Below are 26,253 nucleotides of genomic sequence, written 5' to 3'. Positions count from 1 at the left end.
AAGAATCACAAACTGGCCCGGGCTGTGAACGACGCAGGTTTCGGAATGTTGCGCCAGTTCATTGAATACAAGGCCGAATTACGGCAGCGCGAAGTGGTCATTGCTGACAGGTTCTTCCCGTCCAGCAAGACATGCAGTGGCTGTGGCCATAAAAATGATGCTGTGGTTCTTGGTGTCCAGTGGTGGGACTGCCCAAGCTGTAAAGCCCACCATAACCGAGACTTCAACGCCTCAGTTAATTTAGATAGATATGGTCGAGACACGTTACAGCTCGACCTTAAACCCTACACAAGAGTGGCGTAAGACATACTTGGGTATGCAGCCGTGTTGACGGTGTAAATAAACCCAGATAATCAGTGATTGTCGTAGGTTTTTAGTAGCGGTAAGGCGACGTTCTGGAGAAAGTAAATGCAAAATTAACGTCAACTGCCGTTATTTTGCAAAAAGCAGTGCTAAAGATACCGATATTCTTTTCGATGCTTTGAAAAAATGACAATTGCCTTAATTTTAAGGACAATCCATTAACAAGTTTGGCACCCTTACTGCCTGCACTTGCGTCTATAGTTTTCAACAACAATATAATAATGGGAAAGCGATGAAACGTTTCATTTTCGCGGCGGCTCTCTGTGCCTCCTCAACAACGGTCCTTGCTGCAGCTTCCTCTTGGTCTTATGGTGGATCGGAAGGCCCTGAATTCTGGGGTGAACTCAGCGAGAAGTATGAACTGTGTACGACAGGTAAGAACCAATCTCCAATCAACCTGGATCACTTTATCGAAGCAGATCTTAAGCCACTGGAAATCAATTATTCAGCGGCAGGTAATGAAATTCTGAATAATGGTCATACTATTCAGGTTAACTTTCAGCCTGGCAGCACCATGTCTTTGGATGGTCATAGCTATGAGCTGAAGCAGTTCCACTTCCATGCTCCCAGTGAAAATCAGATCAAGGGCGAGTCATTCCCACTGGAAGTGCACCTGGTGCACGCCGATAAAGAGGGCAACCTGGCGGTAGTGGGTATCATGTTCAAGGAAGGGGCTGAGAATAAGGCGCTTGTACAGGCCTGGAAGCAGATGCCTGAAAAGAAAAATGCCAAGGAGGCTCTGAGCCAGGTTATCAATGCGGAAGATATGCTGCCTACCAACAAAGCGTATTACCGGTTTAATGGCTCTCTAACCACACCTCCCTGTTCTGAAGGTGTCACCTGGTTGCTAATGAAAGACCCGGTGACCGTGTCCAAAGAGCAGATTGAGCAGTTCACCAAGGTGATGGGGACGCATACCAACCGCCCAGTTCAGCCTCTTAATGCTCGTCCTGTCTTACAGTAGGCTCCTAGGAGGCTGACCGAGAATAGACAGCCCGGCCTAAAATCCAGAAAGAACGGCCATCTTTTCCACTGAATTTGCTTAAATAGGTCAACTATTCGCACAAATTCAGTGAAAAAGCTGACTCGTTCTACTGAATTTTATGCTCGGACGCTATTCTCGGTCAGCCTCCTAGAGGGAAATAGCCTGATTACAGGTGTTTCCCTTTCTACCCATGGATAATTTTATTAGGCTCATGGCCTGAGCTATCAATGGATGGAGTCCGTTAATGAAGTACCCTGCTCCTTTAAAATCTGGCAGTCGAGTTGCGATCACAGCGTTTTCTTCGGGCGTCTCTGAACCTTACCATGCACGTCTTGATCAATGCCTTGAGGATCTTCGCTCTCAGGGCTTAGAAGTGGTTGAGGGGAAATGTCTCAGGTCAGATAAAAATTATGTGAGTGCACCACTGGAGCAAAGAGCCAGTGAGCTAACCTCTTTTCTAGTGGACGATTCCATCGATGCAATTATGCCTCCCTGGGGAGGAGAGATTGCCATGGATCTGCTTTCAGTGCTGGATTTTACTCAAATAGCCAAAGCAAAACCCAAGTGGCTGACAGGCTTCTCTGATATCAGTACATTGACGTCAGTAATAACCAGTCAATGTAACTGGGCAACAGCACATTGTGCCAACCTGATGCAGCTCCACAGCTTGCAGCAGGACTCTTTAACGGCAAATACTTTGGCTTATCTGGGGAGTCGTGAAACATTTACTCAGTATTCCTCAGAAAAGTATCAGGTCAGGGGGGAGTCTTATGCTGAAAATCCAGATGCAGGGTTGAATCTCACTGAGTCTACACATTGGAAGTCTCTGGGCCGGGATCAGGAGAACACTGAATTTTCCGGCCGTTTGTTGGGAGGCTGTCTTGATACCCTGTGTCATCTGCTGGGGTCAGACTATCTCGACCTGAAAGCTTTTCAGGAAAGATACAGTCAGGATGGCATCATACTTTTTTTGGAAAATGCTGAGCTCTCACCCACAGCTTTGATAAGGGCTCTACTAGGGCTGAAATACAGAGGTATTTTTAACCATGTGAACGGTCTGTTGATTGGTAGAAATCCGTCTGATGAGCATCATGGTCAATCTCTTACTTATCAACAGGCATTAAGTTATGCACTGAACGGTCTGGAAGTACCGGTTATCTATGATGCTGATATCGGACATCTGCCACCTAACCTGACACTGATAAATGGTGCATTGGCGAATGTCCGCCTGAGGGGCGATGAAGGCAGTATTCTGCAAAATCTAACCTGAAGAAGAAGTACTTTTTTCTTCTTTTACCCTGCAACTGAACGTTTATCGGCTAACTTTATCTAGTTCATCGGGGTGAAAGCAGGAGAGAAAAGTGGTGGTATCAGGTTCGAGCTCATTCGTTATTCGCAAATACAGTCGGATTCTTCCATTTGCAGCTCTTTTGTTGCTTTCACCTGTTGCTCAAAGCTGTTTTGATTCAGGGGATCAACGTTGCTATTCCTCTCGAGGCCGCAGCAGTTATGAGCTTATAGACCAGGAGTCAAGCCCCTGCGTCGAATGGTGGGGGTGGAATAAGCCCTTCTACGATTGCCCTATCTATGTTGTGTTACCTTTCGCCACTTTTATGATATTAGGCATGGTGACTTTTGTCATTGTGGAATTGGTTGAGTTTGAAACACTGCGTGACAATGGCTCACATACCAACCAGACAGCGAGTGATTACTCAATACTCACTGACCTTCAGGTGGATGATGAATTTATTGACGAAGCGAAAACCTGCACAAATAGTATGACTCCACTGGCGCAGCTGGAACCTGAGTATCTCCCTGAAAGTACTCCTGCGGATGTGTATCTGACCTCAGAACTGAGTACATATTCTGAGTCTGAAAAGCCTGCCATAGCTTATGGTGATCTCAAGTTTCTTAATCGAATGCTCTGTAACAAGAAGATGGATAACTTATGTACTAAAGATTTAATCCGATCCGTTCAGGGCATGGAGCCTGAAAAAGCATCCGAACTGGTAGGAAAGATTAAAGTGCTGGCAGGACTTGTCCCGGCCACAAGAGCGATCAGTCCACTGGAGCTGCCTGAATTTATGGTGAAGCTTCTGGGTCTGAAGCCTGAAACCAGTGCTGAAAAGTTCTATCTCAATCACGAGGGGTTGATCTGTCCTTCTAACGAATAGTCCAAGCATGGGTATTCAAGGCGCAAGAAGCGCCTTAATCAATCTTTTCGTCTGCCTGGTGCCAGAATCATCCAGCTGAGATAGAGCTACTTCCATACTTTGAAGCAGTGTGTTCAGTTTGTCCCGGGTGACTACCTGTTGTACGACAATTCTCAGAAACTGGATACCATCTGTATCTTCCGGAGTATGCACGCGGATGTTGTAAGCAGGTACAACCCAGCCGCTCTGTGCCAGCTTGTCTGGCATATCCACCAGGTCCCAGCTGGGTTTGTTATCTGGATCCGTCCAGGTCAGAGCTATGATGGGCAGCTCCATACGCTCATTTTCCCCACTGATATCGATATTACTGACGTTGGTAAAGTGCTGGCTGAGTTTGGGGTTTAACTCCAGCTGTTTGACAAACCAGCGACTGTTTTCAACGCAGTTATCCATAATGTCTCGATAGCCTCTCCGGCCAAAGCGCAGAAAGTTGTAGTACTGCATAACGATCATTGCGGATCCCCGAGAGAAGTTGACAGTGTAGTCGTCAAAGCTGCCACCGAGATAAGCGATGTTATAGACAAGGGAAGGATCTACGACAGAGCTGTCTTTGAAGATGGCACTGCCCATGCCGGTAAAGGTCATACCGAATTTGTGGTTAGACACGTTGATAGACAGAACCCGTTTGGGACAGTCTTTGAAATTGAAAGGAATGGCTGAACCTGATGAGGAAAACATCAGAACAAAGCCTGCACTGGCCGCATCAATATGAACAGGGATATCCATAATTTCCGGGATGCGCTTGGGGGCTGGCTGCTGTGGATAAAGTCTGGCGTATTCCTGCTGATAGAGTTCGTTGAACTGCTGTTGTTGTTCATCACTGTACTGTTTATTCTGTTCCAGACAGAAGTTATCCACAGCGTCGTCTATTGCAGGAACATTGTCGCTGTTTCCAGTAAAGGTTGTTCCAACACAAGTGCCAACCGCCATCACCAGTTCTACAATACAGCGGCCTTTCTGGGTGCCTGGCTTATAGCCCATGGCTGTTCTTATTTGTTTTGCATACGGAGACACAGGATCTTCTATTTCTGTTTCCAGAACCTTCTTAACGATATCGCCATCGTGAATGGCATAAGGCGATCCATCGACTTCTATATAAAGAGACGTCGCATCGTAGTAACGGCAGAACTTGTCCCAGCAACCGTGCACTTGTGAGCTCATCAAAACAACAGGTCTGTCTCTGGCATCGACTTTTATGCCCAGTGTGTCACTGTTATCCAGCAATACTCTCTGTTTGAGGTTCCAGATGAATTTATGGGCAATCAGCCCGAGCATTACGGCTTCAGAGGAACCAATGGTGGCAGTTCCATAAAGTGCCTGAGCCGCTTCTTCTTGCTTGTGAGCAGGTGCTTTTTCATCAAACTGAGTGCCCAGCTCTTTGGCCAACATGCGGGTTGAGCGTTTTTCTGCCAGATTGGTGCCGGGGTATTCCGTGTGATCAATGAAGTTTTTCATGATGCTGTCTTTGACCACCTTCTCACCCCAGGGATCGGTGTAGGCTTCATTACAGAACGTTGCCAGGTTCAGACCAGGCTTGGCATCCATCAGCAGTTCGTTCTTGATCATCTGGTAGACCGAGTCTGCTGGTGTCGGGTAGTCAGGCAGTTCTGCGGCTGAGAGGTTGAGACCGCCGGCAAAATCTTCACGACCATAGACCGGTGTCAGTGGTTCAAAAAGATGTTCAGGTGTCAGAGCGGTGGTTTTTCCGTTCCTTGGTATGTTGGAGTTCCTTCTGGAGTTAAAAGGGTTGTTGCTCAGGGTTTGTCAGGCTGTTTTGGATCTTTGTGTTGTTGTTGGTCATAGGTGTATTGCTTTCCGTAAGGGAAAGGGGCTGCTTTTTTGGTCAGGGCCGTGTAGATCTCAGGTCTGCGATTGATCAGATAGTCTGTGTCGGCAGGTTGGGTGTTCTTGATGTCTTTGCGGAGGCAGTCGGCAATCAGCAGGCAGTCTTCGTTGCTGACAGCTGCCACCATAGTTTTGCCATAAGGGTTACAAAAAAACCATTGATTAAATGCACTCTGAACGCATTGGAGTCATTCTGATAGTTATTCTCGGGTGACAGCTCAGGGTATTCGGGATAACGAAATCATGGTCGTTCATCCAGGCCCCAGAGGTGATTCTTGAACTGTATCTGCCGGCTGCCTTCTGGCTGGAAAATAATGGCTGTATCATAAATCCCTGCGTTGCCTTTGGGATCTTTCCCCTTGAAGGGCATAGGGCAGACGATGGTCATCTTGAGAGCGGTGGCCAACTGATTGATTTTTTCGTGGTATCCCAGTTTTTCTATCAGCTCAGCAGCTTTGGCCGGTATTTCTTTATTAATCTGATCGCCGTTGGCAAATTCATAGCCAGTGAGAAACAGTTCCGGAAAAGTGATGAGCTGAGAGTTGTATTGTGAAGCCATTGAACAGGCCGTTTTCAGTGTCGAAAAGTTGAATTGCAGTGCTTGTTCTATAGTGTTCTTATCCGCTTTATGGGGAACCATGCTGGGACCCTGGGCAATGACATAGCGAACGTCCTCTCCTGACAGTGGAGGATGGGCAATAGCGTCTGGAAGTTTAGTAGCGTCGGGTTGGCAATCTTAAATGTAGGTTTGTACGACAGGGCTATAAGATTTGATTCCATTCATGACACATTTCTTAAAGACAGTCAGCTTAGCTCTGATAATGGTTTACCATACCCCGGTGAAAAATTCAGATATTAATAATAAAAAGAAAGCTTTTCTGCATTGTGAAGCCAGACAATATGACGATTAAATTTCACGAGTTTGACAACTTTCGCAGATGCTTGCTGATAGCGGTTTTGCTGGTGGGCTTTCTGGCCGCTCCTGTTGCACATTTCATTATTGATCTGATTTTGGGGCAGCAATCAGCTATGGAGAGAGTAGGATCGTTTGTGCAGGTGGAATGGTCGGATGCTCCCGGTTTGGTGATCCTGGGGCTGTTGAATTTAATCCCTTACTTCTGTCTGTGCGGCATTCTGCTGGCTGGTTTTATGGGGATTTCTGGCGGCAGTGGGCACCATGATTCACTGTTATTATATGGCTCTGGCTCCCTTCTACTCAGGCGATCATGTTTCTTCAACCACTGCTATTATTTATTTCCTGCAGCCTTTTTTTGGTTTGTTTCTCACCTTGACGGCGCTGCTAACAGGCAGCTTGTTTCTGACTCCATTCTGGTTAAGGAAAAGAAACAGGCCACCTGTTTAATTCTTCTGATCCAGCTTTAGTAAGCCAACATATCTGCGACTTTCTTTTCCAGCAGGTGAGCATTGCTGTCCTGTGCGGGAATGGGAGGTTCTGCAATAAACTCGACTCTTGACCAGAACCGTCTCGGGCGAGTGGTTAAAGCCTGCCCACCTTTATGACTGAAAACACTGCCCCATAAGCCTTTTAAAGCCATAGGAACAACCGGTACCGGGTCGCTTTTCAGGATTTTCTCTATGCCTTTTTTAAACTGGCCCAGGCTGCCGTCTTGAGTCAGTCGGCCTTCCGGGAAAATGCAGACCAGGTTTCCTTCTTTTAGCTCTTCACTGATTTTTTCAAAGGCTTTGTGGAAGGTTTCAGGGTCTTTGTGCTCCGGACAGATCGGAATGGTTTTGCTGAGTTTGAAGAGTCGATTCAGGACAGGAAGGTTGTAAATATTTCTGTCCATAACAAAGCGCACCGGGCGTTTCACTGCTCCACCAATCAAAAGTGCATCGACATAGGAGACATGATTGCAAACCAGTACAGCGGCTCCTTCCCGGGGAATATTGTCCAGCTGTTTGTGGGTAACACGGTACATTGTGTGTGAGAGCATCCAGATCACAAAGCGAAGAACAAACTCAGGTACCTGTGAATAGACATAGGCAACAATAGCCAGATTGACGACAGCCAACGTAAGGAAGAACACAGGAATCGATAAATCCATGACGCCCAGCATGACAATACCAGCCGCAGCACTGCCTACCATGAACAGTGAGTTAAGAACGTTATTGGCGGCTATGATCTGTGCTCTCTGTTCTGGTTTTGCTCTTTGTTGAATCAGAGCATACAGAGGAACAATAAATACCCCTCCGGAAAAGCCAATCATGGCCAGGTCAAACAGTACACGGATGTTTGAAGAATGACTAAGAAATTCTCCCGCCCCCATAAGAGGAGTGGTGACGGGGTTGATGGCAAAAAATAGATCAATACCGAAAATGCTGAGTCCGAGGGAGCCCAGAGGGACGATACCAATCTCAATAATGTTGCCGGACAGGCGCTCACAAATCATTGACCCAAGAGCAATACCCATCGTAAATACAGCCAGCATCAGAGTGACAACCTGAGGCCCACCGGAAAGTACGTCACTGGCAAAATTAGGAAGTTGGGTCAGATAAGCGGCTCCCAATGCCCAGAACCACGAAATAGCCAGAATTGATTGAAAGGTAGCCTTGTCTGCTTTAGCGTAACGAAGAGTTCTCAGGGTTTGAGTGACAGGGTTCCAGTCCAGTTTCAGGTCAGGGGCAGTAGACGGCATAGTTGGAATACCACGACTGCAGAAATAACCCAGTATGGCGAACACAACAATCGAACCAGCAATCCATTGATTGGCGTTGGGAAACTCGATCAGAAAGCCTGCACCAATAGTACCTGCCAGAATAGCAACAAAAGTGCCCATTTCCACCAAGGCATTACCGCCCACCAGTTCCTCATCTTTCAGAGTCTGGGGAAGCAAAGCGTATTTCACTGGCCCAAAGAAGGCACTTTGAGTGCCCATCAGAAATAACAGAACCAGCATGGCAGTGAAGCTTTCAGAAATAATGGCGTAGGCAGCTACAGCCATAATACATATTTCAACGAGTTTGATCTTACGAATAATTTCTGACTTTTCATATTTGTCTGCAAGCTGCCCTGCCATCCCTGAAAACAGGAAGAAAGGCAGGATGAACAACCCGGCAGCCAGATTGACCATGGTGTCGACACTGGCTGGCAAGGCAGAAGCACCTGCAAAAACCACCATCAGCATAAGACAGTTTTTATAAACGTTATCGTTGAAAGCGCCCAGAAACTGGGTGCCAAAAAACGGCAGAAATCGTCTTTTTCCTAAAAGACTGAATTGGTGGGTATCCGACATGGTGACACTCCCTGACATTATTATTTTTATTCATTCAGAGCTGATGATGATCCTAACACCAGCTATTCAAGTAGTTATCGATCAGTGACTGGATCAACATTTCTCCAGACGCATGGGCTTTAGAAAAGAGTTTGTCTTCAGTCGCGAGCAGGCAAATGCCGTGTACGCCAGCCCACAGCACTCGGGTAGCCGTTTCTCGTTCGGAGCTGCTTTTTTCCGGGGCAATAATTTGAAGACAGCCATCCAGCAAGCTGAACATCAAATCAATCCGCTGTTGGTGCCAGTGAGGAACTTCTTCACCCTCAGGCATGCGATGATCAAAGATCAACTGCCACCGGTGTGTGTGCTCACAGGCATAGGAAAGGTAGACGTTGGCAAGAGCATGCAACTTTTTCAAAGCGTTGGCTTCAGAGGCCAAAGCCGTTATTGAAAGCTCATGAAGCTCATCAAGGCTTTCAGCGTTAACGGCCAGCAATAATCCCGAGTAATTACCAAAAATATTAATCAGGGTGGCTGGCGTATAACCCACTACTTTGGCGATCTTTCTCAGGGAAAGCGAGTGAACCGACTCTGTTTTCAGAATCTCACTGACCTTCTCCAGCGTCAGCTGTTGTATTTCTTCCCTGGAGTGATCGTATCTTCTGGCCATAATGTTATTTTAATTAAACAGTGTTTAATTAAAATAAAGACCTATGGGTGATATGTCAACTTACGGGTCAGTGAAGGTCAGAATAGAGAAGGGATAGGGCTGTTATCTCATGTTTATGAAATCGACATAACTGTAGAACGTGTCGATAAAATTGATTTTTTTGAACACGTTTTCTTTACATGTCGATACTATCGACATAAGCTGATTACGTGTCGATTTTTTACCGGTTTATAAACATGAAGTGGCAGCCCGATCAGCCTTACAACCAGCTCCCGCCTCTGCCTCCTACTCAGAATCTGGAAACAGTACCTGTTCTCAAAGCATGTATCAGGGCTCGATCTGCTCTGGCAGAGCTTAAACAGGCTGGAGAATTACTCCCGAATCAGGAGCTGTTGATCAATATGCTGCCACTTCTGGAAGCGAAAGACAGTTCCGAAATAGAGAATATTGTCACAACCACCGATAAGTTATTCCAGTATGCAGAAGAGGACAGCCAAGCAGACCCTGCAACCAAAGAGGCTCTTAGATACCGAACAGCACTTTTCTCGGGTGTTCAGCAGTTGGCCCAAAGGCCTATATCTACCAATATGGCGGTCGCAGTCTGCAGTACTATAAAAGGCTGTGAGATGAATGTTCGCAAAGTGCCAGGTACGACACTGGCCAATGATCTGACGGGCAAGATAATTTATACCCCTCCTGTTGGAGAAATCGTTATTCGTGACTTGCTGGCAAACTGGGAGCAATATGTTCACGCTGAAGACGACACCGACCCGCTGGTGAAAATGGCCGTAACTCATTATCAGTTTGAAGCTATTCATCCCTTTACCGATGGCAATGGCCGAACCGGTCGGATATTGAATATTCTCTACATGCTGGAGCAGGATTTACTGACATTACCCATTCTCTATTTGAGTCATTACATTGTCCGAAATAAAGCTCAATACTATCAGTTGCTCAATCAGGTAACTCATGAGCAAGTCTGGGAGCCATGGGTTTTATATATGCTGCAGGCAGTAGAAAACACTTCCTGTTGGACCCGGGAAAAAATAGCGGGTATTAGGAAGTTGATGGAACTGACATCCCGATGGGTTCAACAACAAGCGCCTAAAATATACAGCCATGAGCTGGTCCAGGTTATTTTTGAACAGCCTTACTGCAGAATCAGTAATTTGACTGAAAGAAACATAGCCAAGCGACAGACAGCTTCTCTTTATCTCAAACAACTCTGTTCTATTGGGGTTCTCGACGAAATTCAGTCCGGCAAGGAGAAATTGTTTGTGCACCGGAAGTTACTTGATCTGATGACCAGAGATAGTAATGACATTACTCCTTACCTGGTAAGTCGCTCAAATTGATTATCAGTAGTTGATTTGTCCATAGTCTATGGACAAAATATTTTGATTTTCTTATAGATGTTGGACAATTCTTTTACTTTTCGTTCAGGCTTGCTCCTGAGTATTTTGGCCAAAGCCTTCCTGAGTGAGCTGGAGCCCCAGAAACCCTAGCGACGAACTGACCACACAGCTGTTGGCACGGATAAAAGCGCAGAGGAAAGTTAATGCTTAGTGGGTGATCGGCAGCCACTGGGCGTGGGAGTCAGAATAAACCGGTGACCCAAAAGCTGCACATTTCGACTCCAAAGCCTTTCTGTCATTCAGGGCGAAAAAGATGTTGGCCGGTGTCAGCCCTGATACGACCAACCACTACCTTGCCTACTTCCGATCCATGTTCAACGAGCTTGAGAGACTGGGAGAGAGGAAGCATGAAAACCCACTCAAGAATGTTAAGAGAGTAAAGGTTGATGAAAGGGAGTTGTCATATCTCACCATCGAGCAAATCAAAAACCTCTTACGAGTTCTCGATAGTTATTTGGTTAATCAGGATACAGCTCTGGTGACTCGGATATGTCTTGCCACTGGTGCGAGTGGAGTGAGGCTGAGGGTTTGAGAAGGTCACAGCTTGCACCACACCGGATCACCTTTGCCAGAACCAAGAACGGTAAGACTCGGACAATCCCGATTTCTCCTGAGCTGTATGAGCAAGTCATCCAGCACAGGGGCGGGTCATCAGCAGAATGTTTTTTCGCCATGTTATGAGGCATTCAAGAGGGTATGTCGTAAAGTTAAGATTGAATTGCCCAAGGGGCAGCTTCCCCATGTTCTACGTCATACATTCGCAAGTCACTTTGTCATGAATGGTGGGAATATTCTGACTTTGCAGAAAATTCTTGGTCATCAATCGCTTATGATGACAATGAGGTATGCACATCTAGCACCAGAGCACCTTGGAGAGGCGGCAAAGTTTAACCCACTCGATAAAATTGAGTAGATACTAGTTCTTTGCAAAGCCTCTGATAGAGCCTGTATCAGCTGCTTTGATGATTTCACCAAAGTGATCCAATTTCTTTCTAACTAGATCCCAAGCCAGTGTAAATTCTTTATTTCTTTTTACTGGCTGTTTCGCTGGAATAAGAATTTCATCAGGTAATGCTCCAAAATCCCTCAGAGTATCGAGTTTTCCTGCCCACTTGTTACCATGTTCAATTACTGCTTGTGGAGTATCCTGATTAAAGTAAAGAGGTTGAATTATGCGAGTATTTTCATCCTTTTCTTGAACCAATGGCATGGTAATTTTGTATGTATCAGGGCCAAGGGTTTTTCTCTTGAATTTATGTTCAAGATCAATTGCCCTAACCATTTGAGCGATCTTTTGCTGAAGCTGTCCCTCATAGTTAGGGGCTTTTGCAAAGTCGTGCATAACAAAACGCTCAAATAAGTCGTCTTCAACCTTTTCTATACCATTAACCAACTTTAAACGCTCTTTGCTGAACCGGAGGATGGTTTCTAGAGGACGAACGAGATTGTCAAAGGCAGTGTCAGCCTTGAGTTGGTTGTTTCGAACAGCTGTTTGATAGTATTTCAGCTCTTCCACTAGACCTTTCACAGCACTGAGGTATATTTTTCGGTCTAGATGATTGAAAAAGTGAGTTAAGCGAGCAGTTTTAGCTGTCTCAAGCCTAAACGTAAATATGTTCTTTTGAGGGACTGCTAATATCACTCCTACATTTGCGAACTCACCGGTTTCTGGGTAGGGCATGAATTGCACTATGGCATAACGGCAAGCGTACTTATTCATTTCATGCTCCAAAATTCAGGTTTCTTATACTCTTCAAGTATGGACAATAGGGCATCAGAGTCTAGCTTAAAAGGGCGTGTCTCCTCAAGGTCATGCCACTGCCATGCTTCTGATATGGTTTTAATTGCTGGTTGAAATGACTCTAAAGCCTTGTCTAACCTGCTTTGATACTGCTCCTGTATGAACATATCTCCAAAAAGACGATTTCTGGCTTCAGAAAAAATGTGATAGTTCAAAAAGTCATCTTTGTTGAATTTAGGGTCAAAGGCCAAATTATGGTCTATGACGAACAGTTCCTCATCATGAGGAACCCAGAGTAGATTAGGGTTTCCTTTAGTTCTGTCTTGATTTCGTATCCAGTAGTCAAAGAATAATACGTCGTTTTGCAGCTCAGGATTTACACGCTGAGCAATGACATGAGGTTCTGGCCACTGGGCCATTTTGACTTCTTGTGATGCAAAGCAAAGGCCGTGCCCTATTTTCTTTAAACTTGGAGATAAGTACTCATGCATGTACTCATCAACTTCTGCCAGAGCAAAGTTCGCTATTGGTAAACCAAATTCTTTTGCTAACTGAGCTGCAATCCACTCTTTTGCTTGATCTTCTCTGCCAACATTATGTCCTTTTACATAATACTGCAGACCATCTTGGCCAACACAGCGAAATACGCCGCTGTATCCTTGTTCAAGTTCTTCAAGGACTTCTTCTATTTGAACAAGTTGGTTCAACAGTATGGCTCCCTTATCTGTGATACCTGAATAAAGTGATACCGTAGGCTTGTTGTTTTTGTTCTTAATGTCAACATCTAAAGAGATGAGCAATAATTTATCAAGCTTCCAACCGACATTCACCACCCCGAATTAGGAATAAATTTCTTGGTACGTTGACCCCAAGACAAGGGCTATTGTCGTCATACTCTCCGAGAGACCGATTACATGTTTCTCCGTCCCGTTGACCGTTAACACATGGACACCCGAAAAACAGAAGAAAACCCACCTGCCTGTAGGGTTCTGGGCTGGCTTTTTCTTCATGTCAGGAAACGTCCGACTTTGCCTTTTCAGCTCATGACGAATCCGGTGCTGGATAGCAGCATAGACCATCAGGCAAAGCGTCATCACCATTAATAAAGCCTCAATGCGTTCCGGCTTCTTCAGATACAAAGACGACACCAGAAAGTCCGGGCTTTTCAGAAAACGGAAGCCCCTTTCAACCTGTTGCTGAGATTTGTAAGTCCTGAGCAGTTCTGCGGTGGTCAGTCTGCCTGTATCAGTGTCGTTCGTAGCGAGAACAAAGCAACCCAGCGATGCCTCAGCATCCCGTCGGGTTTGCACAGTGACCGAGCAACACCCTGTCACGAAGTACTCCAGATGATCCGGCTCTGCCCCGTGAGCGGGACGACCTTTGGTCTTGTAACAGGGCTTTGAAATAATCTGTGGCTCAGCCTGACAGAGTTCAGATTGCTTTTGCCACTGCTTGAAGGCTTCAAGGGCGTCCTTCTCGCACCGGAACGCTTTTTTGCCCAGTTTTTCCAGTTTCTTGCACTCTGCCAGAGATTTTTTCTGCATACGTCTTGTCAGTGTCTTCTGTTCAGTTTTCCGGCTTTGCTTGTTGCGGAATAAAACCCAGCGTTGTTCTACGCCAGCATAATCAGACGACACCTTTATGGCTTCGTAATGCTCAAAACCTTCCACAGCCTTCATAGTGCGTGTTGGCGCACTCTGCACCAGCTCTTTGGCGGCGGCGATATTGAGGGGAACACGGGAAATGAACCACTGCCCTTGTTGATCCAGTTTTTGAAGCGTTTCTGCTACATACAACGCAGCATCAGCAACGAAGTAACGGGCTTCCAGTGCGGCCTTGAAACTCTTCAGGTGCTGGGATACGACCCACTGAAAACTCGTCTTGTCGGTCACATTGCCGCTGGCAGCGGCCATAAACATGGGAATGCCCGCTTTGTTTTCGGTCATCAGAAGCAAAATGGCCTGGTTCAGGTCTGGCCGATGGTCACGGCTGTAGCCTTTGCAAATCCTGATGCAATTAAGGTCTTCGTCGCTCTCCTCGCTGTCGCTATTATAACGACCATCGACGTGTAGGCTTGTACCGTCAAGGTTTAACGCCTCGCATGGCAGCTTGAGGTGCTTTGCTACCTTGATAGCCAGCTCGAAATAGACTTTACTGACATCCAGGTTGAACATCTCATCCAGTGCTCTTCCGAGCACTTTGTCGTTTAAGTGCTCAGGTTCGACTCCCTCCCTGATCAGCTTGTCGAGGGGTTTGTTGTCGAAAAACTGCGGAAACATATGGAGAGATTGCCCAACGAACCCCAAGCCATTGAGAATCATGGCGAGAATGCACTCACCATGAGAAACCTTCCACTCGTCGGACTGCTTTGGGGCACGCTGGTCAATGTGTTCGACGATCCCAAGCTCTTTGCACATTCCTGCGACTAAGCCGAGGTGATCCATGACCTGAGTGCGGTACTGAACAGGAGGCATAAGACGGTTTCCTGATATTTGCTTAACTGATAAATAGCAGACTTCAGGAAAATGTCAGGTTAGGTGGTGAATGTCGGATTCAGCAAAATCATGTCTGAATAATTTCGACCAAGGAAAGTTAAATGGGTGTTGTAAAGGACTGCTTTCGTGTCCTCAATGAAATCGTCACGCTTGGCGGATATGGTCGACTGGAAGAGGCTCAGGAACAATATCAGGCCTCATATAATGCTTATAAAGAGGTTCATGACGAAGCCTCGGCTATAGATAAGTCGGTCAATAGTAACCTTGAGCAGCTAGGCAACTCTGTCGAGAGAGTTAAGTATCGACTCGATCGAGTAGAGAAGCTTCTTAAAGCTGCAGTTAATACCTCACTTCAAACAGAGATATCTCCGTCTGAATCATTAGAAAGGCTTGAATCGTTTGGTTCTTCATTTAGTACCGCAGCAGGTGTTGGCTTTGGTTCGGTTTTAGGAGGTTCTGCAGCTGTTGGTGCCTGGGCACTGGTCTCAATTTTGGGCAGTGCATCAACAGGGACGGCCATTGCCGGTTTATCTGGAGTTGCTGCTACAAATGCGACACTGGCCTGGTTTGGTGGAGGCGCTTTGGCTGCTGGTGGAGCTGGTATGAGTGGAGGCATGATGGTGTTAGGTGGAATTGTCGCTGCACCCATTATTATATTTTCAGCCTGGGGCACCCATAAAAAGGCTGAAAAGGTCGAAGCTGAGAAAATAAAGGTGGATTCAGAACTTCAGTCTCTCTCAGAGAAAATGCCGGGTTTCAGAAAACAGCTTCAGGCTGTAGAAGAATATACACAGCAGATGCGAGAAATCTGTGAAGCATATAATTCCAATATTGATGAGAAGCTCAATACTGTTTACCCAATGGGGGTGTTGAGCGTGCTTAAGCAGAAGATATTGAGGCTATTCAACCGGAACCCATATCGTGAAGAGCAGGTTCAGGCGATTGAGGGAGTTGGAGTAGCTACACAAGAAATTCTGGATATGTTTACCTGCACTCAAAAGGAAGTGGACACTGACCTGTGAAGGTGTAGGGTGACTGCTGAATACCCTACATTGGCTCGATACTTCCTGAGCTTACTCAGCTGTGAATGCGCAACCCCACAGGCTTCATTTTTACGATGAGCGTAGTAGTGGGGTTTGATCTCCCCAGCATGCAGTCGAAGCTCCGTTACAAAGGACATTCAATTCAGTTTCGATAGCGAGCGGAGAAGTGGTCTGGAGAGAAATCTATTTGTGTTAGTGCAGTCTCTGCTCCCACTTGGGCAATAGAACTGCTGTACTGATAGCCCTTGTTTCCATAGCTGTTTTGATAGAAACGTCCTTTAGGATCGATCATCAGGTATGACCCTGCCATGACTTCATTGCTTTCTACCAGAGGGTTTAACCCATTCAGTTGGTGTCTTCTGGCAAAGTCGTTGAACTGATGGTCTGTCACCTCAAGGCTGACAGAGTCGAGTACTGGCAGCACTTGTAGTACTTTCCACTTCTCAGGTTTTAGCTGGTGGATAAGTTCTGAGAAGTCTTCCTCCCAGTTAACCGAGTTCACTACTGTGTTGACCTTTATTTTTATATTGTCGTTTATACATCTGAACAGGTTGACGGTTTCAACAAGGTTCTGGGTTTCAAATGATCTACCGTGTCTGTCTACTCGGCCAATAATCTCTCTATCCATTTGAGACTGTGCATCAAAGCTAATCCCAACCATATCGAGTATGCCTGCATTCTCCTGAATAAATGATGGAGTGAGGTAATGCCCGTTTGTAATGATGGATAGTTTGAATCCTGCTTTGTGAGCAGCTGAAAGGACATCGGTGAATTTTTTCTTCAGGAGAAAAGGTTCACCTCCGGCAAAGTTGAGCCTGACATTTTCATATCCCATTTGTTCTTTGAGCTTGTTACCACTGTGAAGAAAGAAGTTTGCCAGAGAGTTAAGAGTGTCATTAATCAGCTTTGGCTCTCTGTGTATTTCGTCTGGCCTGCCCCATTTTGCGTAACAGAATTTGCAGTCATAATTGCACGCTTCAGTTATGTGCCAGTTGATAACCAGTTCACTCACAGTTTGGTTTTTCATTGTTATCTCCTCTGATCCAGTGAGGAGAATTTCCGTTAATGACAACAATAAAAAAATGAAAGGTACCTCTACCCCCCCCCCTGAAACATCTCCATTTATGGGGGGTAAAGCTAATTTTCATTGGAGTGAATGTGCGTCTTCTTAAAATGGACCAATAATAACTAAACGGAGCGTAGACATGGCTGTAGCACCATCTTTTGAGCGGATTTTAATCGAAGTAGCACAAAGCTTTGGTTCTGGTGTGAAGACTCAGGACAAGCATAAAATCTCCCGGCTTGAGAAACCCTTAAAGCTTCAAAATGAAATTATGGCTGAACGGGTCTGGGACATAAGTAATACGCTTGGGTTGGCTGAAGATCAGTTCACTGATATCTGGAGAAATCTTTTTGAGTCCTGGCTTCCCTTCAACAAAGAGTTGGAACTGAACCTATGGACAGGAACTGCAAGTCAGGAGCAGGTTCTCTGGCACTTGCTGGGCTACTCCTATGTGCCAGCTCTGGCGAGACATCTTGCGTTTTGGCAACTGGACACCACTACGGATAAAGGCATGCCAGGTGGAAGTTTCTGGTACTTGCCTCATCTCAGAGAAGCCGAAAATGGTGAGTTGGAAGTGGCTCTTCCTGTGATAATGGTAATTGAGTGGCTGATGGACTTGTTGGGCTGCCCTATGGATTCAGCCGCTAATGGTTTTAAAGCTCAATATAAAGCGGAATCGATAGAGCGAAACTTGTACAACTGGTGGAAAAAAGGTCAAACCCCTTCAGTTGAGACAATTAACGATTACTTTAGAGAGGGCTCTAAATTCGAGTTTCATGGGCGTTTTACAGATGATAGTAATCTGCCTCTTGAAAAACGATGGGAAGAAGCCTGTGCGTTTATTGATAGGAAAAAACTGACCAGTGAGAAGTTGGCTAGAGAAATCCCTGCCCCTGCTGAATTAATTTCTGAGTTGCTAGAAGGCAAACACTCAAAGAATGAACAGCTCTATCTGATCGAATGTTTGAGTGAACGCTATGCAGAACCATCATTGGTTACTATCAGGCAGAGGCTTTCTGTTGCTCGCATGATGCAGGATGGATACAAAAGGTTGCTGAAATTTCTGTGTCCTGGTGTGGATATTCGCTGTGCAGACTCATCAGAAAATAAATTGCTACAGCTCGCTATCCACTTCCAGCAAATTTACAACTTGACCGTTGAAGCGAATGAAGAGTGTGGTCGCGGTATAGATGAGGCCAGAGAGAACCAGTATTTTGAGAGTAAGATTCCGGACTATCTCAAAATGGGGCTGTACCAGTCCATCATAAAGTCCTACGGTTTTACCGGAAAAGATGTTGGTCAGGCTCTATCGAGAAAATTCCAGAAGCTTGACCCTAATGAAGGTCTGGCTGATATTAGTGCCTCAAAGCCTGAAGACTTACCAGCACTGATTGAAGGTATGGTTAGTGAGCTGAAAGCTGAGAGTGATGAGTTAACAGCAGCTTCCGAGTTCAGAAAAAAGATCAATAAAGGTGGAGCCTGGAAGCATCTGCAAAAAGAAAATGACTTCGAAAAAGTTTTTGCAGCGGCTATGGATAGAAAGAACACGACCAAATTACAAGATCTGTGTTTAAAGAGGGCAGACGAAATCGCTTCATCTCCCGCAGAGCGTATAGGGATTCTGCTGATACAGCTAAGCACGCACTTAAATAATGATCGAAGACATTTTACAAAGGATTCACAGGTAAAAGTAGAGACATTACTGTTTGAACTGGAAGGCTTGGTAGGTGACAACGAACAGTGGAAGGCACCTTTTCTTCAATACAAAGCGAAGCACTTGGTGGCACAGAATGATTTTGATGGGGCTCTGAAGTTGTTTAAGCAGGCTCTGGATGCCTGTAAAACCCATAATCATGGCTCTCTCTCTGGTGAGATAGCACGAGACGCATTTGCAGTAGAGCTTTCTACTTCCAGTCTGAATATCAATAACCATGAAGTGTACTTCCGTAGAATGCTTGATGGAGACATATTTCAGGGAGCTAACCCTATAGATATCCCTGACATTGAAGATGTTGTCAGTGGGGTAGCTGAATTCTTTTGGGATGAGTTGTATCGCCCCTATCACGGTTTTAATAAACCATCTCGCTTTCCTGAGGCAGCAGTTAAAGCGCATATGGATAAAGTGCTTCAGAGTTTGAAACTTGACGACTGGCACACTGTCCGCAGGATTTATCAAGAGTCACCTTTGAAAACCAAGCGCCTGCAATATGCTCAGGGTGACACAATCCTGATGCTGTGGATGAAAATGTTTTACTCAATGCGAGACCAGCAACGAGCTTTTCTAAACAAGATGCCTGTGAATGAACTGAAGGCGGCTAGGCAAGTTCTCTCGTCTATCGAGCAAATTATAAAAATAGTTATAGAAGAGTGCCCCAAGCTGGTGGATATTGCAGACTACAAGGCGCAAACACCCCTGATGATGGCTGCAAACCAAGGGGATGAAGCTTTACTTACGATCTTGCTGAATGCGGGGGCAACTACAGGTTCACAGGATTATCATGGACGAACTGCTTTGCACGCATCGGTGCTCTCGCGATCTCTCAAGTGCACCGAGCTTCTTGTAAGCGCGGGTGCAAAGGCAGATGTTCAAACGAAACCAAACAAACAGAACTGTTTGCATGCAGCCGTACTGTCTGGTCACGTCAAAATAGTAAAGGTCATTGCGCAGCAAGATATGGCTTTAGTCAGCGTTCCTGATAAAAATGGTTTTACTCCACTGGAGCTTGCTCAAGCAGCGTCTGATTCGAAGTATGCGGATATGGTGTTATCGGATATGCGCCGACACAAGCGGACAACAGGTAGTATGCAGGACTATGTGAAAATACTTCAATATTTGAAGGATGTGAGGAATAGCTGTCACTGACTAATCTATTGCTAACAGAAAGGCTTAGCCAAAGTATGGCCAAGCCTTTCTATTCGATCAGTCCTCCCTAACTACTGGCTCAATTTTTCCACATGCCTCATTTTTTCTATGTGCATAGTGGGGCATATTTTTCTTCCCTACTCGCAGAATCAGAGGCCGTTTACAGTTATTGCAGATAGTGCAATCTGAAATTATGGACATTGGATCCACCCGTTATGTCTGTCTAGTTCAGGCATGACTTTCATACCTCCCTGTATAAAAAGACTTTTCAAAGGCCGGAAGTACGAAAAAAAAACAGAAAAAATTTTGAGTAGAGTTCAGGCTGTCAGATGTAAAGGTCCTTTGGTGTTATCTATGTGTGGCTCGCTTCCAGTAAGAAAGTTGCCTTTTAAAGAGGGAGCGAACAGGAATGCAGCTCAAAAAAAATCTTGCTCTTTTAAAGTCATCAAAGTGATACAAGGGGAGCTTTGACTAATAGGTAACATTCATTTTGAGTGGAGAAGCCCCCTTCGTCCCATTGATTAGAGGTAAGTCAGTTTCGGTCTTCTGTCACAAAAATAAACCCATATGCTTACTCGCTTAAGTTTCAGGCAGGGCAAGGTTTTCTTCAATAAAAATGACATCTATCGAGCCTGCTCTAAGCCTCAATACGAGAGAAAGAGCACCAAAGTTATGAAATAAAAAAATCGCCTTAAACTCCTTTAGTAATGAACAAAATAGAGAGAGAAACATGAGCGATAAACAAATCAAAATTCGTGGGCTGATAAAGAATCAGAGAGGGCTGTTGGTGCTCGACCCTCAGGGGCAGAGAAAAAAGCAGAGATGGAAAGCAATTACAAAAGCTGTTCTCGGCAAACTGAGAGTTAAACCTGGAGTCTTGTTTTGTCATGCACTTGGTTATGACAGAGTCAGTAACGAGAAAGCGATCTACTTTTGGGTTTGTGCAAACCAAGTTTCGGATGTCAGCTCTGCCTACAGAGAAGTGAGAAAGCAGCTTGAAAACTATTATGGCTCAGAGGCGTTCAGTGAGAACGAAATGGGCTGAGGCTATATGGTGGTGGCTCAAAGCTCAGAAATGAATCTTTGCCTGGAGTTGCCACTTAACCAGAAACACTATTTTTGATGGATCTATGATCTGCGTTCAGAGCAATAAAGGGATGTTCAAAATGCACCAAAAAAAGCGTCACAATAATATTCAGAATCGCTACTTAGACAATTTGATTGATAATGAAATACCTGTGGTTATCAAGCTCCTTACACAAAGACCTCATCGATATGATGTGCTTATCCAAGGGTATGATGGTTCTAATATCATCACAAAATCTGTATCTGGTAAGAAAGTAGGCCAGATGTTTCCAATGTCATCTATTTCTGAAATCACTCCTAAAGAGAATTTTGTAAGACCGGATTTACCTGAGGAGCAAAGAGTTAACACAGCGGCTAAAACAGTTACTCAATCAAAGCGTAAGGCTTATGCCGCGAAGTACAAAGCAGGCGGTATAAAGAAGGTTTCAGTGGTGAAGAAAAGAAGGCGAGTAGTGCAAGCTTCTCTGTGACCTTGGCGTCACGTCATGCAATATTAGTAAAAAATATACAGACAAGGAGGTTGTATGCAATCGATACTATTTTACCTGATGACAAGTAGTCTGATTATTTTGAATGCGTTGTTATCGGGGCTGGTCATATTTCAATTTTGGGGGTGGTTTATAACTCCACTCAGTGCAGGTGTGATCGAACTACCCTTTGTTGTAGCCGTTGGCACCGCTCTTGGGCTCAGTCATTTCACACAGTCAATCCGTTGGGATGCAGAAGATAAGATGGGTGTTGCTGATAGTGACAAAAGTGGAATCCGATTGAGTTTTTTTGAAGTATGGTTTGAAGTCGCGATGAGGGTAGCCACTAAACCTTTACTTACCCTGTTTATCGGCTGGTTACTTTCTTTCTGGGTATAGAAGTTTTGAGGAGTTTTTAGCTGGTGGGTAAGCGACGAAGTAGCATAGATGTTTTTCAGCTGAGTTGTACGACTAACTGACTTAACAGAAATATGCGTTATGCTGTAGGAATTCGTAAGAAGGATGCAGAGAGGAAAAACGGTGAATGCACTTTGCCAAGACCACTGCCAAGACCAAACGCCAGATAGCAAAAAGCCCGTAGTGCTTACTAACGCTACGGGCTTTGCTGTATATGGTGCCGGCACCAAGAGTCGAACTCGGGACCCACTGATTACAAGTCAGTTGCTCTACCAACTGAGCTATACCGGCGAGGAACGAGATGCATGATATGTATGAGCGGGTTCTTTGTCAACATCTCCAGACACAAAAAACAGACCCTGTGGTCTGCTTTCCGTACAATCCCTGTGACCCCTTTTACTGTTCTGTGTTTCAGATCTTCCTTATCTGAAATAGCATCCTGCTGTACTGGTCTTTCCTGACCACTTCAGGCGTCCTGCCTGGTTTGCATCCTGCTGAACTTTCCTGTCTTCCTGACCTTCTGGCGTCCTGCCAAGCTGCGTCCTGCAGCTAATCCTTTCGTCCTTCGGGCATCCTGCCTCAATTCGCTTTCAGAAATCTGTCGTCCTGACTTCAAAGCTTCCTGCAGTATTCGAGTCTTCCTGACTCTGGGCATCCTGGCCCTTATGCTTCCTGCGATTCGGAAAGTCTTCCTGACTGTCCTGAGGCATCCTGCCTGAATCTCTTCCCTGTCAGCTGTAGTCTTCCTGACTTTCTGGACTTCCTGTCCCGAGCTGACGATTCCTATTATCCATGACTAGGTATTTTCCGAAACCGGAGGTTTTCCTTTCCGCTTGTGAGACATTGACCATAGTACTATTAGGAAGGTTACCGCTGGCTGGCAGCCAAAAGCCCTCCACAGGCTATAAACATTGAGCCAAACAGTCTGTTTTGCAGACGTCCATACTTTTTCAATACGGGCATCAGCTTCAGAGCAAAGCTGGCGTAGCCAATCATGACAAGGCTGTCGACGATCACCATGGTGACGCCCATAATCAAGTACTGGGGCCAGAGTACTAGAGTTGGGTCAATGAACTGCGGAAGAAATGCAGCCTGAAACACAATGGCTTTGGGGTTGGTCAGGTTAACCATAATTGCGCTGGCAAATGATTTTCTTTGACTGATGGGGACTGGGCTTTCGTTCGTCATTTCCAGAGTGGCTTCACGCCACTTTACGATACCCAGAAAAACCAGGTAAATGGCTCCTACCCACTTGATCAGGGTAAATAATGTTTCTGAAGCTGTGAGTACGGCGCCGAGCCCGGCAGCAACAACTACCAGAAATAGAATCAGAGCGACCTGAAGCCCCATAATAGATGGCAGGGTTCTGATCAGTCCTGAACGAATTGCAGTGGCCATGGTGTTGACTGCACCGGCTCCGGGCGTAAGACTGATGATGAGAGTGGCGGCCAGAAAAGCCAGCCAGGTATTGAGTTCCATTAATGATTCCAGAGCTGAAAGTTAGCCAACTCTTTATTTTTGCCAATATGATGGTTTTGAATCTACGAAGTTGATGTGTGTCAGCAAGAGTAGATAGTTGGATACAAAGAGATAAGAAAGAAGTGAGGGTTTACGAAGTTTAAATACTAAAAAAGCCGATCAATGATCAGCTTTTTGAAGTGTGTGATATGGTGCCCAGGAGAAGACTCGAACTTCCACGCCCTTTCGGACACTAGCACCTGAAGCTAGCGCGTCTACCAATTCCGCCACCTGGGCATATCACTCAAATTGTATGGACTTTGCGTCCGGCCCAATCATTGTTAAATGATTGGTGCCCAGGAGAAGACTCGAACTTCCACGCCCTTTCGGACACTAGCACCTGAAGCTAGCGCGTCTACCAATTCCGCCACCTGGGCATATCACTCAAATTGTATGGACTTTGCGTCCGGCCCAATCATTGTTAAATGATTGGTGCCCAGGAGAAGACTCGAACTTCCACGCCCTTTCGGACACTAGCACCTGAAGCTAGCGCGTCTACCAATTCCGCCACCTGGGCCCTGTGACCAGCGATTTGCTGCTCGACAAGTGCGGCGAATATTAGGGATATAAGCTTAAAGTGTCAACACCCTTTCCCAAAAATAGAGGTGTGGAAAGTACGCGCAAAGAGCTTGCAAATGAATGGCTTAAACCACTTTCTTGCATAATGGCAGATGTTTGCCACGCTTTCTGGGTTCATTCACTAACTCATGGCTTTGTTATGCAGTTAAGGCTTGGTATTGCGCTATTTTTGACAAGTGCTTTGTTTTCTTTTCTCGCAGTCGGTAGTGGCACAATACCCGAAGTGGCCACTAAAAAGCTTTCAGAGCCTCCTTCCTTGATTAATACAAGTCATTGTCCTTCGCCGGCAGATATTGTTTTTAACCACGCGAATGGTTACTGGCAAGCCCCTTTGACGCCGGGAATGCCATCATCCTGGGTAAGGATGCGCTCTGACTCGCCTCATCAAGCACCTGAAACTAAGATGACAATCATTTTTGAACAAGCCAGCCTTATTAAGGAAGAAGGGCTTTATTATCTTACTTGTCACTATCAGGTGGCTGATCTTGCAAGAGAGAGCAGTTATAAAATAATTTTGGAAGTTGAACGATCTGTTCTGCTGAATGGAACGCTGAGCTTACCGATTATTACGGCAGCTGGAATATGGGAGGGAGAGGCAACAAAAAACAACATCGGTTTGATTGTCGAACCTATTTTGAAAAGTGTGAATTCAGAATTCCACAGTTGTTGATTCGGCGGCAGAGTATCCCCGGTGAGCCTGTGGACTCAGATTGGAATGTCCATCCTGGCCGATTGGTATTGGGGCCTCTCACCTGGAGCACAGGAGAGAAAAGTTTTATTGTTCAGGGAAAAGAGGAGTACGTTTATTCAAAGGAAGATTTTGTTAGCAGAACTGACCGCACCGAGCTGTTAAGAGGTGAGCAAGAGAGCATGGAAGATACGTTCGATATTATTAAGAGGCTATATGATCCATCTTTGGGCGATATTGAACAGTTTAAACCCTGCATAGATAAAGAAGGGTTTAATTTGTGTGGTTGTACAGATATCGACTTGCAAAAAAATATTAAAAAAGACGCATTTACTTTGATCAACGTGTTTGAGCATTTTAACAATAATGGCAACTTAACGGGTTATTCATGCAAACTTATTTCGATAGAAGTCCAGCACTCCGGTTTATCAGAAGACGAGCCATAGCAAGATAGGTCATCCCAGAGACATATTATGAAAGTGAATGGAAAACAGTACCGCTTTCTGGAAGAAAGCCTGGAAAGCTGGTCTAAAGAGGGGCTTTTAGAAGAAGGGAAGAAAGCCACTTTACTGAGTGCTTTGCAGGTGCGTTCTTTTCAATGGCGCATGGTGGCCCAATATGCTTTTTGGGCTGCACTTTCTTCCATGGCCCTATCACTGTTAGCCGTCATTATGGATGAAGCGCTGATGGAATGGCTGGAGCACCTTTTTACGCTTCAGGACAGTACTCGAAGCCTGATTTTTGCCGTGTTGTCCATGGGCATTTTCCTGTTTGGCGGGTGGTTTAAGTCTCGTCAGAGTCGCCATGTTTTTAGTCAGGAATTAATTTTCTTTTTGGGAGCTGTTTCCTCAGCGGCTTCCATTTATTACCTTGGTCAGGCCATTGATACGGGGAGTGGGCATTATGCGTTGTTATTACTCCTTGCTGCCATAATCTATCTGGTTGTTTCGATATGCCTGGAGTCTTTGTTGCTATGGGTGCTGGGGCTACTGGTATTGGCTGTCTGGTTTTTTGCTGAAACAGCGTATTGGGCTGGAGGTGAAGACCAACCATTCTACGGCATGAGCTATCCACTGAGATTCTTTTGCTTCAGTCTGGTGATGTTACTGATTAGCTATGGACTGACATGCTTCGCAAGAACCAGAGCCTATTTTGATTCGACGCAGTTTGTCTCGTTGATGATGCTGTTTGTATGTTTGTGGGTTTTGTCCGTGGCAGGCAATGATAATTATGGACTGGAACCCTATGAGGCTTCGCAAGCAGAGCTTTGGTTATGGCGTCTAGCTATGGTTGTGGCGTCCGGTATAGCTCTGGTTATGGGGTTTCGCAGAGATGACTCAATACTGAGAGTCAGCGGCGTCTGTTTTCTATTGGTGAATCTGTATACCCGGTTCTTTGAGTATGGCTGGGACGAAATGCATAAAGCGCTGTTCTACGCTTTGTTAGCACTGAGTTTCTGGTTGTTGGGACGGTACGCTGAAAGGTTATGGTTGGAACTGACAGGAAAAACGAAGGGTTGAATAAAAGAGGTTGATCTGAAAGCAGAGCAACCTCGGAAATTCTATAGCT

At 45.5% G+C, this 26,253-nt stretch carries 26 protein-coding genes, 4 tRNA genes and 1 pseudogene; 16 read left to right on the top strand and 15 right to left on the bottom strand.

The genetic code is table 11. The features are described 5' to 3' along the window. From GZ78_RS28420 to GZ78_RS17685, 4 genes are all read left to right on the top strand, one after another. The coding region (locus tag GZ78_RS28420; protein WP_236631449.1) for an RNA-guided endonuclease InsQ/TnpB family protein at window positions 1-303 on the top strand (303 nt) is incomplete at its 5' end. Between the two features lie 292 nt (window positions 304-595). Further along, complete coding sequence (locus GZ78_RS17695) at window positions 596-1,327, top strand: carbonic anhydrase (RefSeq protein WP_034838964.1); 732 nt, start codon at window positions 596-598, stop codon at window positions 1,325-1,327. A 265-nt stretch (window positions 1,328-1,592) separates the two neighbouring features. Further along, window positions 1,593-2,618, top strand: coding sequence for a S66 family peptidase (locus GZ78_RS17690; RefSeq protein WP_034838963.1), 1,026 nt, complete (start codon window positions 1,593-1,595; stop codon window positions 2,616-2,618). Between the two features lie 91 nt (window positions 2,619-2,709). Next, window positions 2,710-3,522, top strand: coding sequence for a hypothetical protein (locus GZ78_RS17685; RefSeq protein WP_034838960.1), 813 nt, complete (start codon window positions 2,710-2,712; stop codon window positions 3,520-3,522). A gap of 15 nt (window positions 3,523-3,537) precedes the next feature. On the opposite strand, the gene GZ78_RS17680 is transcribed toward GZ78_RS17685, so the two are convergent. The 3 genes from GZ78_RS17680 to GZ78_RS17670 all read right to left on the bottom strand — a co-directional run bounded on the left by GZ78_RS17680 (window position 3,538) and on the right by GZ78_RS17670 (window position 6,046). Then, window positions 3,538-5,127, bottom strand: a complete 1,590-nt coding sequence (locus GZ78_RS17680; protein ID WP_034838958.1) for a pyridoxal-dependent decarboxylase — start codon at window positions 5,125-5,127, stop codon at window positions 3,538-3,540. Window positions 5,128-5,315: 188 nt separating this feature from the next. Further along, window positions 5,316-5,534 carry a hypothetical protein gene (locus GZ78_RS17675; protein ID WP_034838955.1) on the bottom strand — a complete coding sequence of 73 codons (219 nt, stop codon included), beginning with the start codon at window positions 5,532-5,534 and terminating at the stop codon, window positions 5,316-5,318. A 113-nt stretch (window positions 5,535-5,647) separates the two neighbouring features. Then, the gene (locus GZ78_RS17670) at window positions 5,648-6,046 is read right to left on the bottom strand and encodes a nitrilase-related carbon-nitrogen hydrolase (RefSeq protein WP_034838952.1); all 399 of its coding nucleotides are present in this window, start codon (window positions 6,044-6,046) and stop codon (window positions 5,648-5,650) included. Between the two features lie 260 nt (window positions 6,047-6,306). Between GZ78_RS17670 and GZ78_RS17665 the strand changes: the two genes are divergently transcribed. Further along, a complete protein-coding gene (locus GZ78_RS17665; protein WP_034838950.1) occupies window positions 6,307-6,789 on the top strand; it encodes a hypothetical protein in 483 nt (160 codons plus the stop codon). On the opposite strand, the gene GZ78_RS17660 is transcribed toward GZ78_RS17665, so the two are convergent. Beyond that, on the bottom strand, window positions 6,786-8,660 hold the full coding sequence (locus GZ78_RS17660; protein WP_034838947.1) for an MFS transporter: 1,875 nt from the start codon (window positions 8,658-8,660) through the stop codon (window positions 6,786-6,788). The genes GZ78_RS17665 and GZ78_RS17660 overlap by 4 nt on opposite strands. A 52-nt stretch (window positions 8,661-8,712) precedes the next feature. Further along, complete coding sequence (locus tag GZ78_RS17655) at window positions 8,713-9,309, bottom strand: TetR/AcrR family transcriptional regulator (protein WP_034838945.1); 597 nt, start codon at window positions 9,307-9,309, stop codon at window positions 8,713-8,715. A gap of 236 nt (window positions 9,310-9,545) precedes the next feature. Between GZ78_RS17655 and fic the strand changes: the two genes are divergently transcribed. The 3 genes and pseudogenes from fic to GZ78_RS31025 all read left to right on the top strand — a co-directional run bounded on the left by fic (window position 9,546) and on the right by GZ78_RS31025 (window position 11,637). Continuing rightward, on the top strand, window positions 9,546-10,664 hold the full coding sequence (gene fic / locus GZ78_RS17650; RefSeq protein ID WP_034838943.1) for a protein adenylyltransferase Fic: 1,119 nt from the start codon (window positions 9,546-9,548) through the stop codon (window positions 10,662-10,664). Window positions 10,665-10,929: 265 nt separating this feature from the next. Continuing rightward, window positions 10,930-11,256: pseudogene (locus GZ78_RS30380) on the top strand (phage integrase); the annotation flags it as partial. Between the two features lie 87 nt (window positions 11,257-11,343). Then, window positions 11,344-11,637, top strand: a complete 294-nt coding sequence (locus tag GZ78_RS31025; protein ID WP_051786311.1) for a tyrosine-type recombinase/integrase — start codon at window positions 11,344-11,346, stop codon at window positions 11,635-11,637. Between the two features lie 3 nt (window positions 11,638-11,640). Here GZ78_RS31025 and GZ78_RS17640 read toward each other — a convergent pair whose 3' ends face one another. From GZ78_RS17640 to GZ78_RS17630, 3 genes are read right to left on the bottom strand one after another with little or no spacing between them, the layout of a single operon-like run. Continuing rightward, entirely contained in the window at window positions 11,641-12,444 is an 804-nt protein-coding gene (locus GZ78_RS17640) for a DUF3037 domain-containing protein (protein ID WP_034838942.1), read from the bottom strand. Further along, window positions 12,441-13,298, bottom strand: a complete 858-nt coding sequence (locus tag GZ78_RS17635; protein ID WP_051786310.1) for a HipA family kinase — start codon at window positions 13,296-13,298, stop codon at window positions 12,441-12,443. The genes GZ78_RS17640 and GZ78_RS17635 overlap by 4 nt, the downstream gene beginning before the upstream one ends. A gap of 6 nt (window positions 13,299-13,304) precedes the next feature. Continuing rightward, complete coding sequence (locus tag GZ78_RS17630) at window positions 13,305-14,939, bottom strand: IS1634 family transposase (RefSeq protein ID WP_034838940.1); 1,635 nt, start codon at window positions 14,937-14,939, stop codon at window positions 13,305-13,307. 122 nt (window positions 14,940-15,061) lie between these two features. Here GZ78_RS17630 and GZ78_RS29860 point away from each other — a divergent pair, with 122 nt between their 5' ends. Continuing rightward, window positions 15,062-15,982, top strand: a complete 921-nt coding sequence (locus GZ78_RS29860; protein WP_051786309.1) for a hypothetical protein — start codon at window positions 15,062-15,064, stop codon at window positions 15,980-15,982. A 163-nt stretch (window positions 15,983-16,145) separates the two neighbouring features. On the opposite strand, the gene GZ78_RS17620 is transcribed toward GZ78_RS29860, so the two are convergent. Further along, on the bottom strand, window positions 16,146-17,030 hold the full coding sequence (locus GZ78_RS17620) for a viperin family antiviral radical SAM protein (protein WP_051786308.1): 885 nt from the start codon (window positions 17,028-17,030) through the stop codon (window positions 16,146-16,148). Between the two features lie 178 nt (window positions 17,031-17,208). On the opposite strand from GZ78_RS17620, the gene GZ78_RS17615 reads away from it, so the two are divergent. Beyond that, window positions 17,209-19,929, top strand: coding sequence for an ankyrin repeat domain-containing protein (locus GZ78_RS17615; protein ID WP_034838937.1), 2,721 nt, complete (start codon window positions 17,209-17,211; stop codon window positions 19,927-19,929). Between the two features lie 57 nt (window positions 19,930-19,986). Here the strand turns inward: GZ78_RS17615 and GZ78_RS31020 are convergent, their stop codons facing one another. Beyond that, on the bottom strand, window positions 19,987-20,130 hold the full coding sequence (locus GZ78_RS31020; RefSeq protein ID WP_152558804.1) for a competence protein CoiA family protein: 144 nt from the start codon (window positions 20,128-20,130) through the stop codon (window positions 19,987-19,989). A gap of 529 nt (window positions 20,131-20,659) precedes the next feature. On the opposite strand from GZ78_RS31020, the gene GZ78_RS17605 reads away from it, so the two are divergent. The 3 genes from GZ78_RS17605 to GZ78_RS17595 all read left to right on the top strand — a co-directional run bounded on the left by GZ78_RS17605 (window position 20,660) and on the right by GZ78_RS17595 (window position 21,881). Further along, window positions 20,660-20,974, top strand: coding sequence for a hypothetical protein (locus GZ78_RS17605; protein ID WP_034838932.1), 315 nt, complete (start codon window positions 20,660-20,662; stop codon window positions 20,972-20,974). A gap of 121 nt (window positions 20,975-21,095) precedes the next feature. Beyond that, complete coding sequence (locus tag GZ78_RS17600) at window positions 21,096-21,485, top strand: hypothetical protein (RefSeq protein ID WP_152558803.1); 390 nt, start codon at window positions 21,096-21,098, stop codon at window positions 21,483-21,485. 54 nt (window positions 21,486-21,539) lie between these two features. Beyond that, window positions 21,540-21,881 (top strand): hypothetical protein, encoded by a 342-nt coding sequence (locus GZ78_RS17595; RefSeq protein ID WP_034838927.1) that lies wholly within the window; start codon window positions 21,540-21,542, stop codon window positions 21,879-21,881. 233 nt (window positions 21,882-22,114) lie between these two features. Here GZ78_RS17595 and GZ78_RS17590 read toward each other — a convergent pair. The 5 genes from GZ78_RS17590 to GZ78_RS17570 form a co-directional block, all read right to left on the bottom strand. Beyond that, window positions 22,115-22,190, bottom strand: a tRNA-Thr gene (locus GZ78_RS17590). Between the two features lie 576 nt (window positions 22,191-22,766). Then, on the bottom strand, window positions 22,767-23,378 hold the full coding sequence (gene rhtB, locus GZ78_RS17585; RefSeq protein WP_034838924.1) for a homoserine/homoserine lactone efflux protein: 612 nt from the start codon (window positions 23,376-23,378) through the stop codon (window positions 22,767-22,769). A 189-nt stretch (window positions 23,379-23,567) separates the two neighbouring features. After that, window positions 23,568-23,654: transfer RNA gene (locus GZ78_RS17580), tRNA-Leu, on the bottom strand. 53 nt (window positions 23,655-23,707) lie between these two features. Next, window positions 23,708-23,794: transfer RNA gene (locus GZ78_RS17575), tRNA-Leu, on the bottom strand. 53 nt (window positions 23,795-23,847) lie between these two features. After that, window positions 23,848-23,934: transfer RNA gene (locus tag GZ78_RS17570), tRNA-Leu, on the bottom strand. Window positions 23,935-23,994: 60 nt separating this feature from the next. Here GZ78_RS17570 and GZ78_RS17565 point away from each other — a divergent pair. Genes GZ78_RS17565 through GZ78_RS17555 form a run of 3 tightly spaced genes read left to right on the top strand, consistent with a single transcriptional unit; the run spans window position 23,995 to window position 26,204 of the window. After that, a complete protein-coding gene (locus tag GZ78_RS17565; RefSeq protein ID WP_152558802.1) occupies window positions 23,995-24,666 on the top strand; it encodes a DUF3757 domain-containing protein in 672 nt (223 codons plus the stop codon). A gap of 29 nt (window positions 24,667-24,695) precedes the next feature. After that, a complete protein-coding gene (locus GZ78_RS17560) occupies window positions 24,696-25,130 on the top strand; it encodes a hypothetical protein (protein WP_152558801.1) in 435 nt (144 codons plus the stop codon). Window positions 25,131-25,157: 27 nt separating this feature from the next. Next, a complete protein-coding gene (locus GZ78_RS17555; protein WP_034838917.1) occupies window positions 25,158-26,204 on the top strand; it encodes a hypothetical protein in 1,047 nt (348 codons plus the stop codon). Window positions 26,205-26,253: the final 49 nt, after the last annotated feature.

Origin of the sequence: Endozoicomonas numazuensis (assembly GCF_000722635.1) — a bacterium.
Lineage (GTDB): Bacteria > Pseudomonadota > Gammaproteobacteria > Pseudomonadales > Endozoicomonadaceae > Endozoicomonas_A > Endozoicomonas_A numazuensis.
This window is presented reverse-complemented; position numbering and strand designations above follow the sequence as displayed.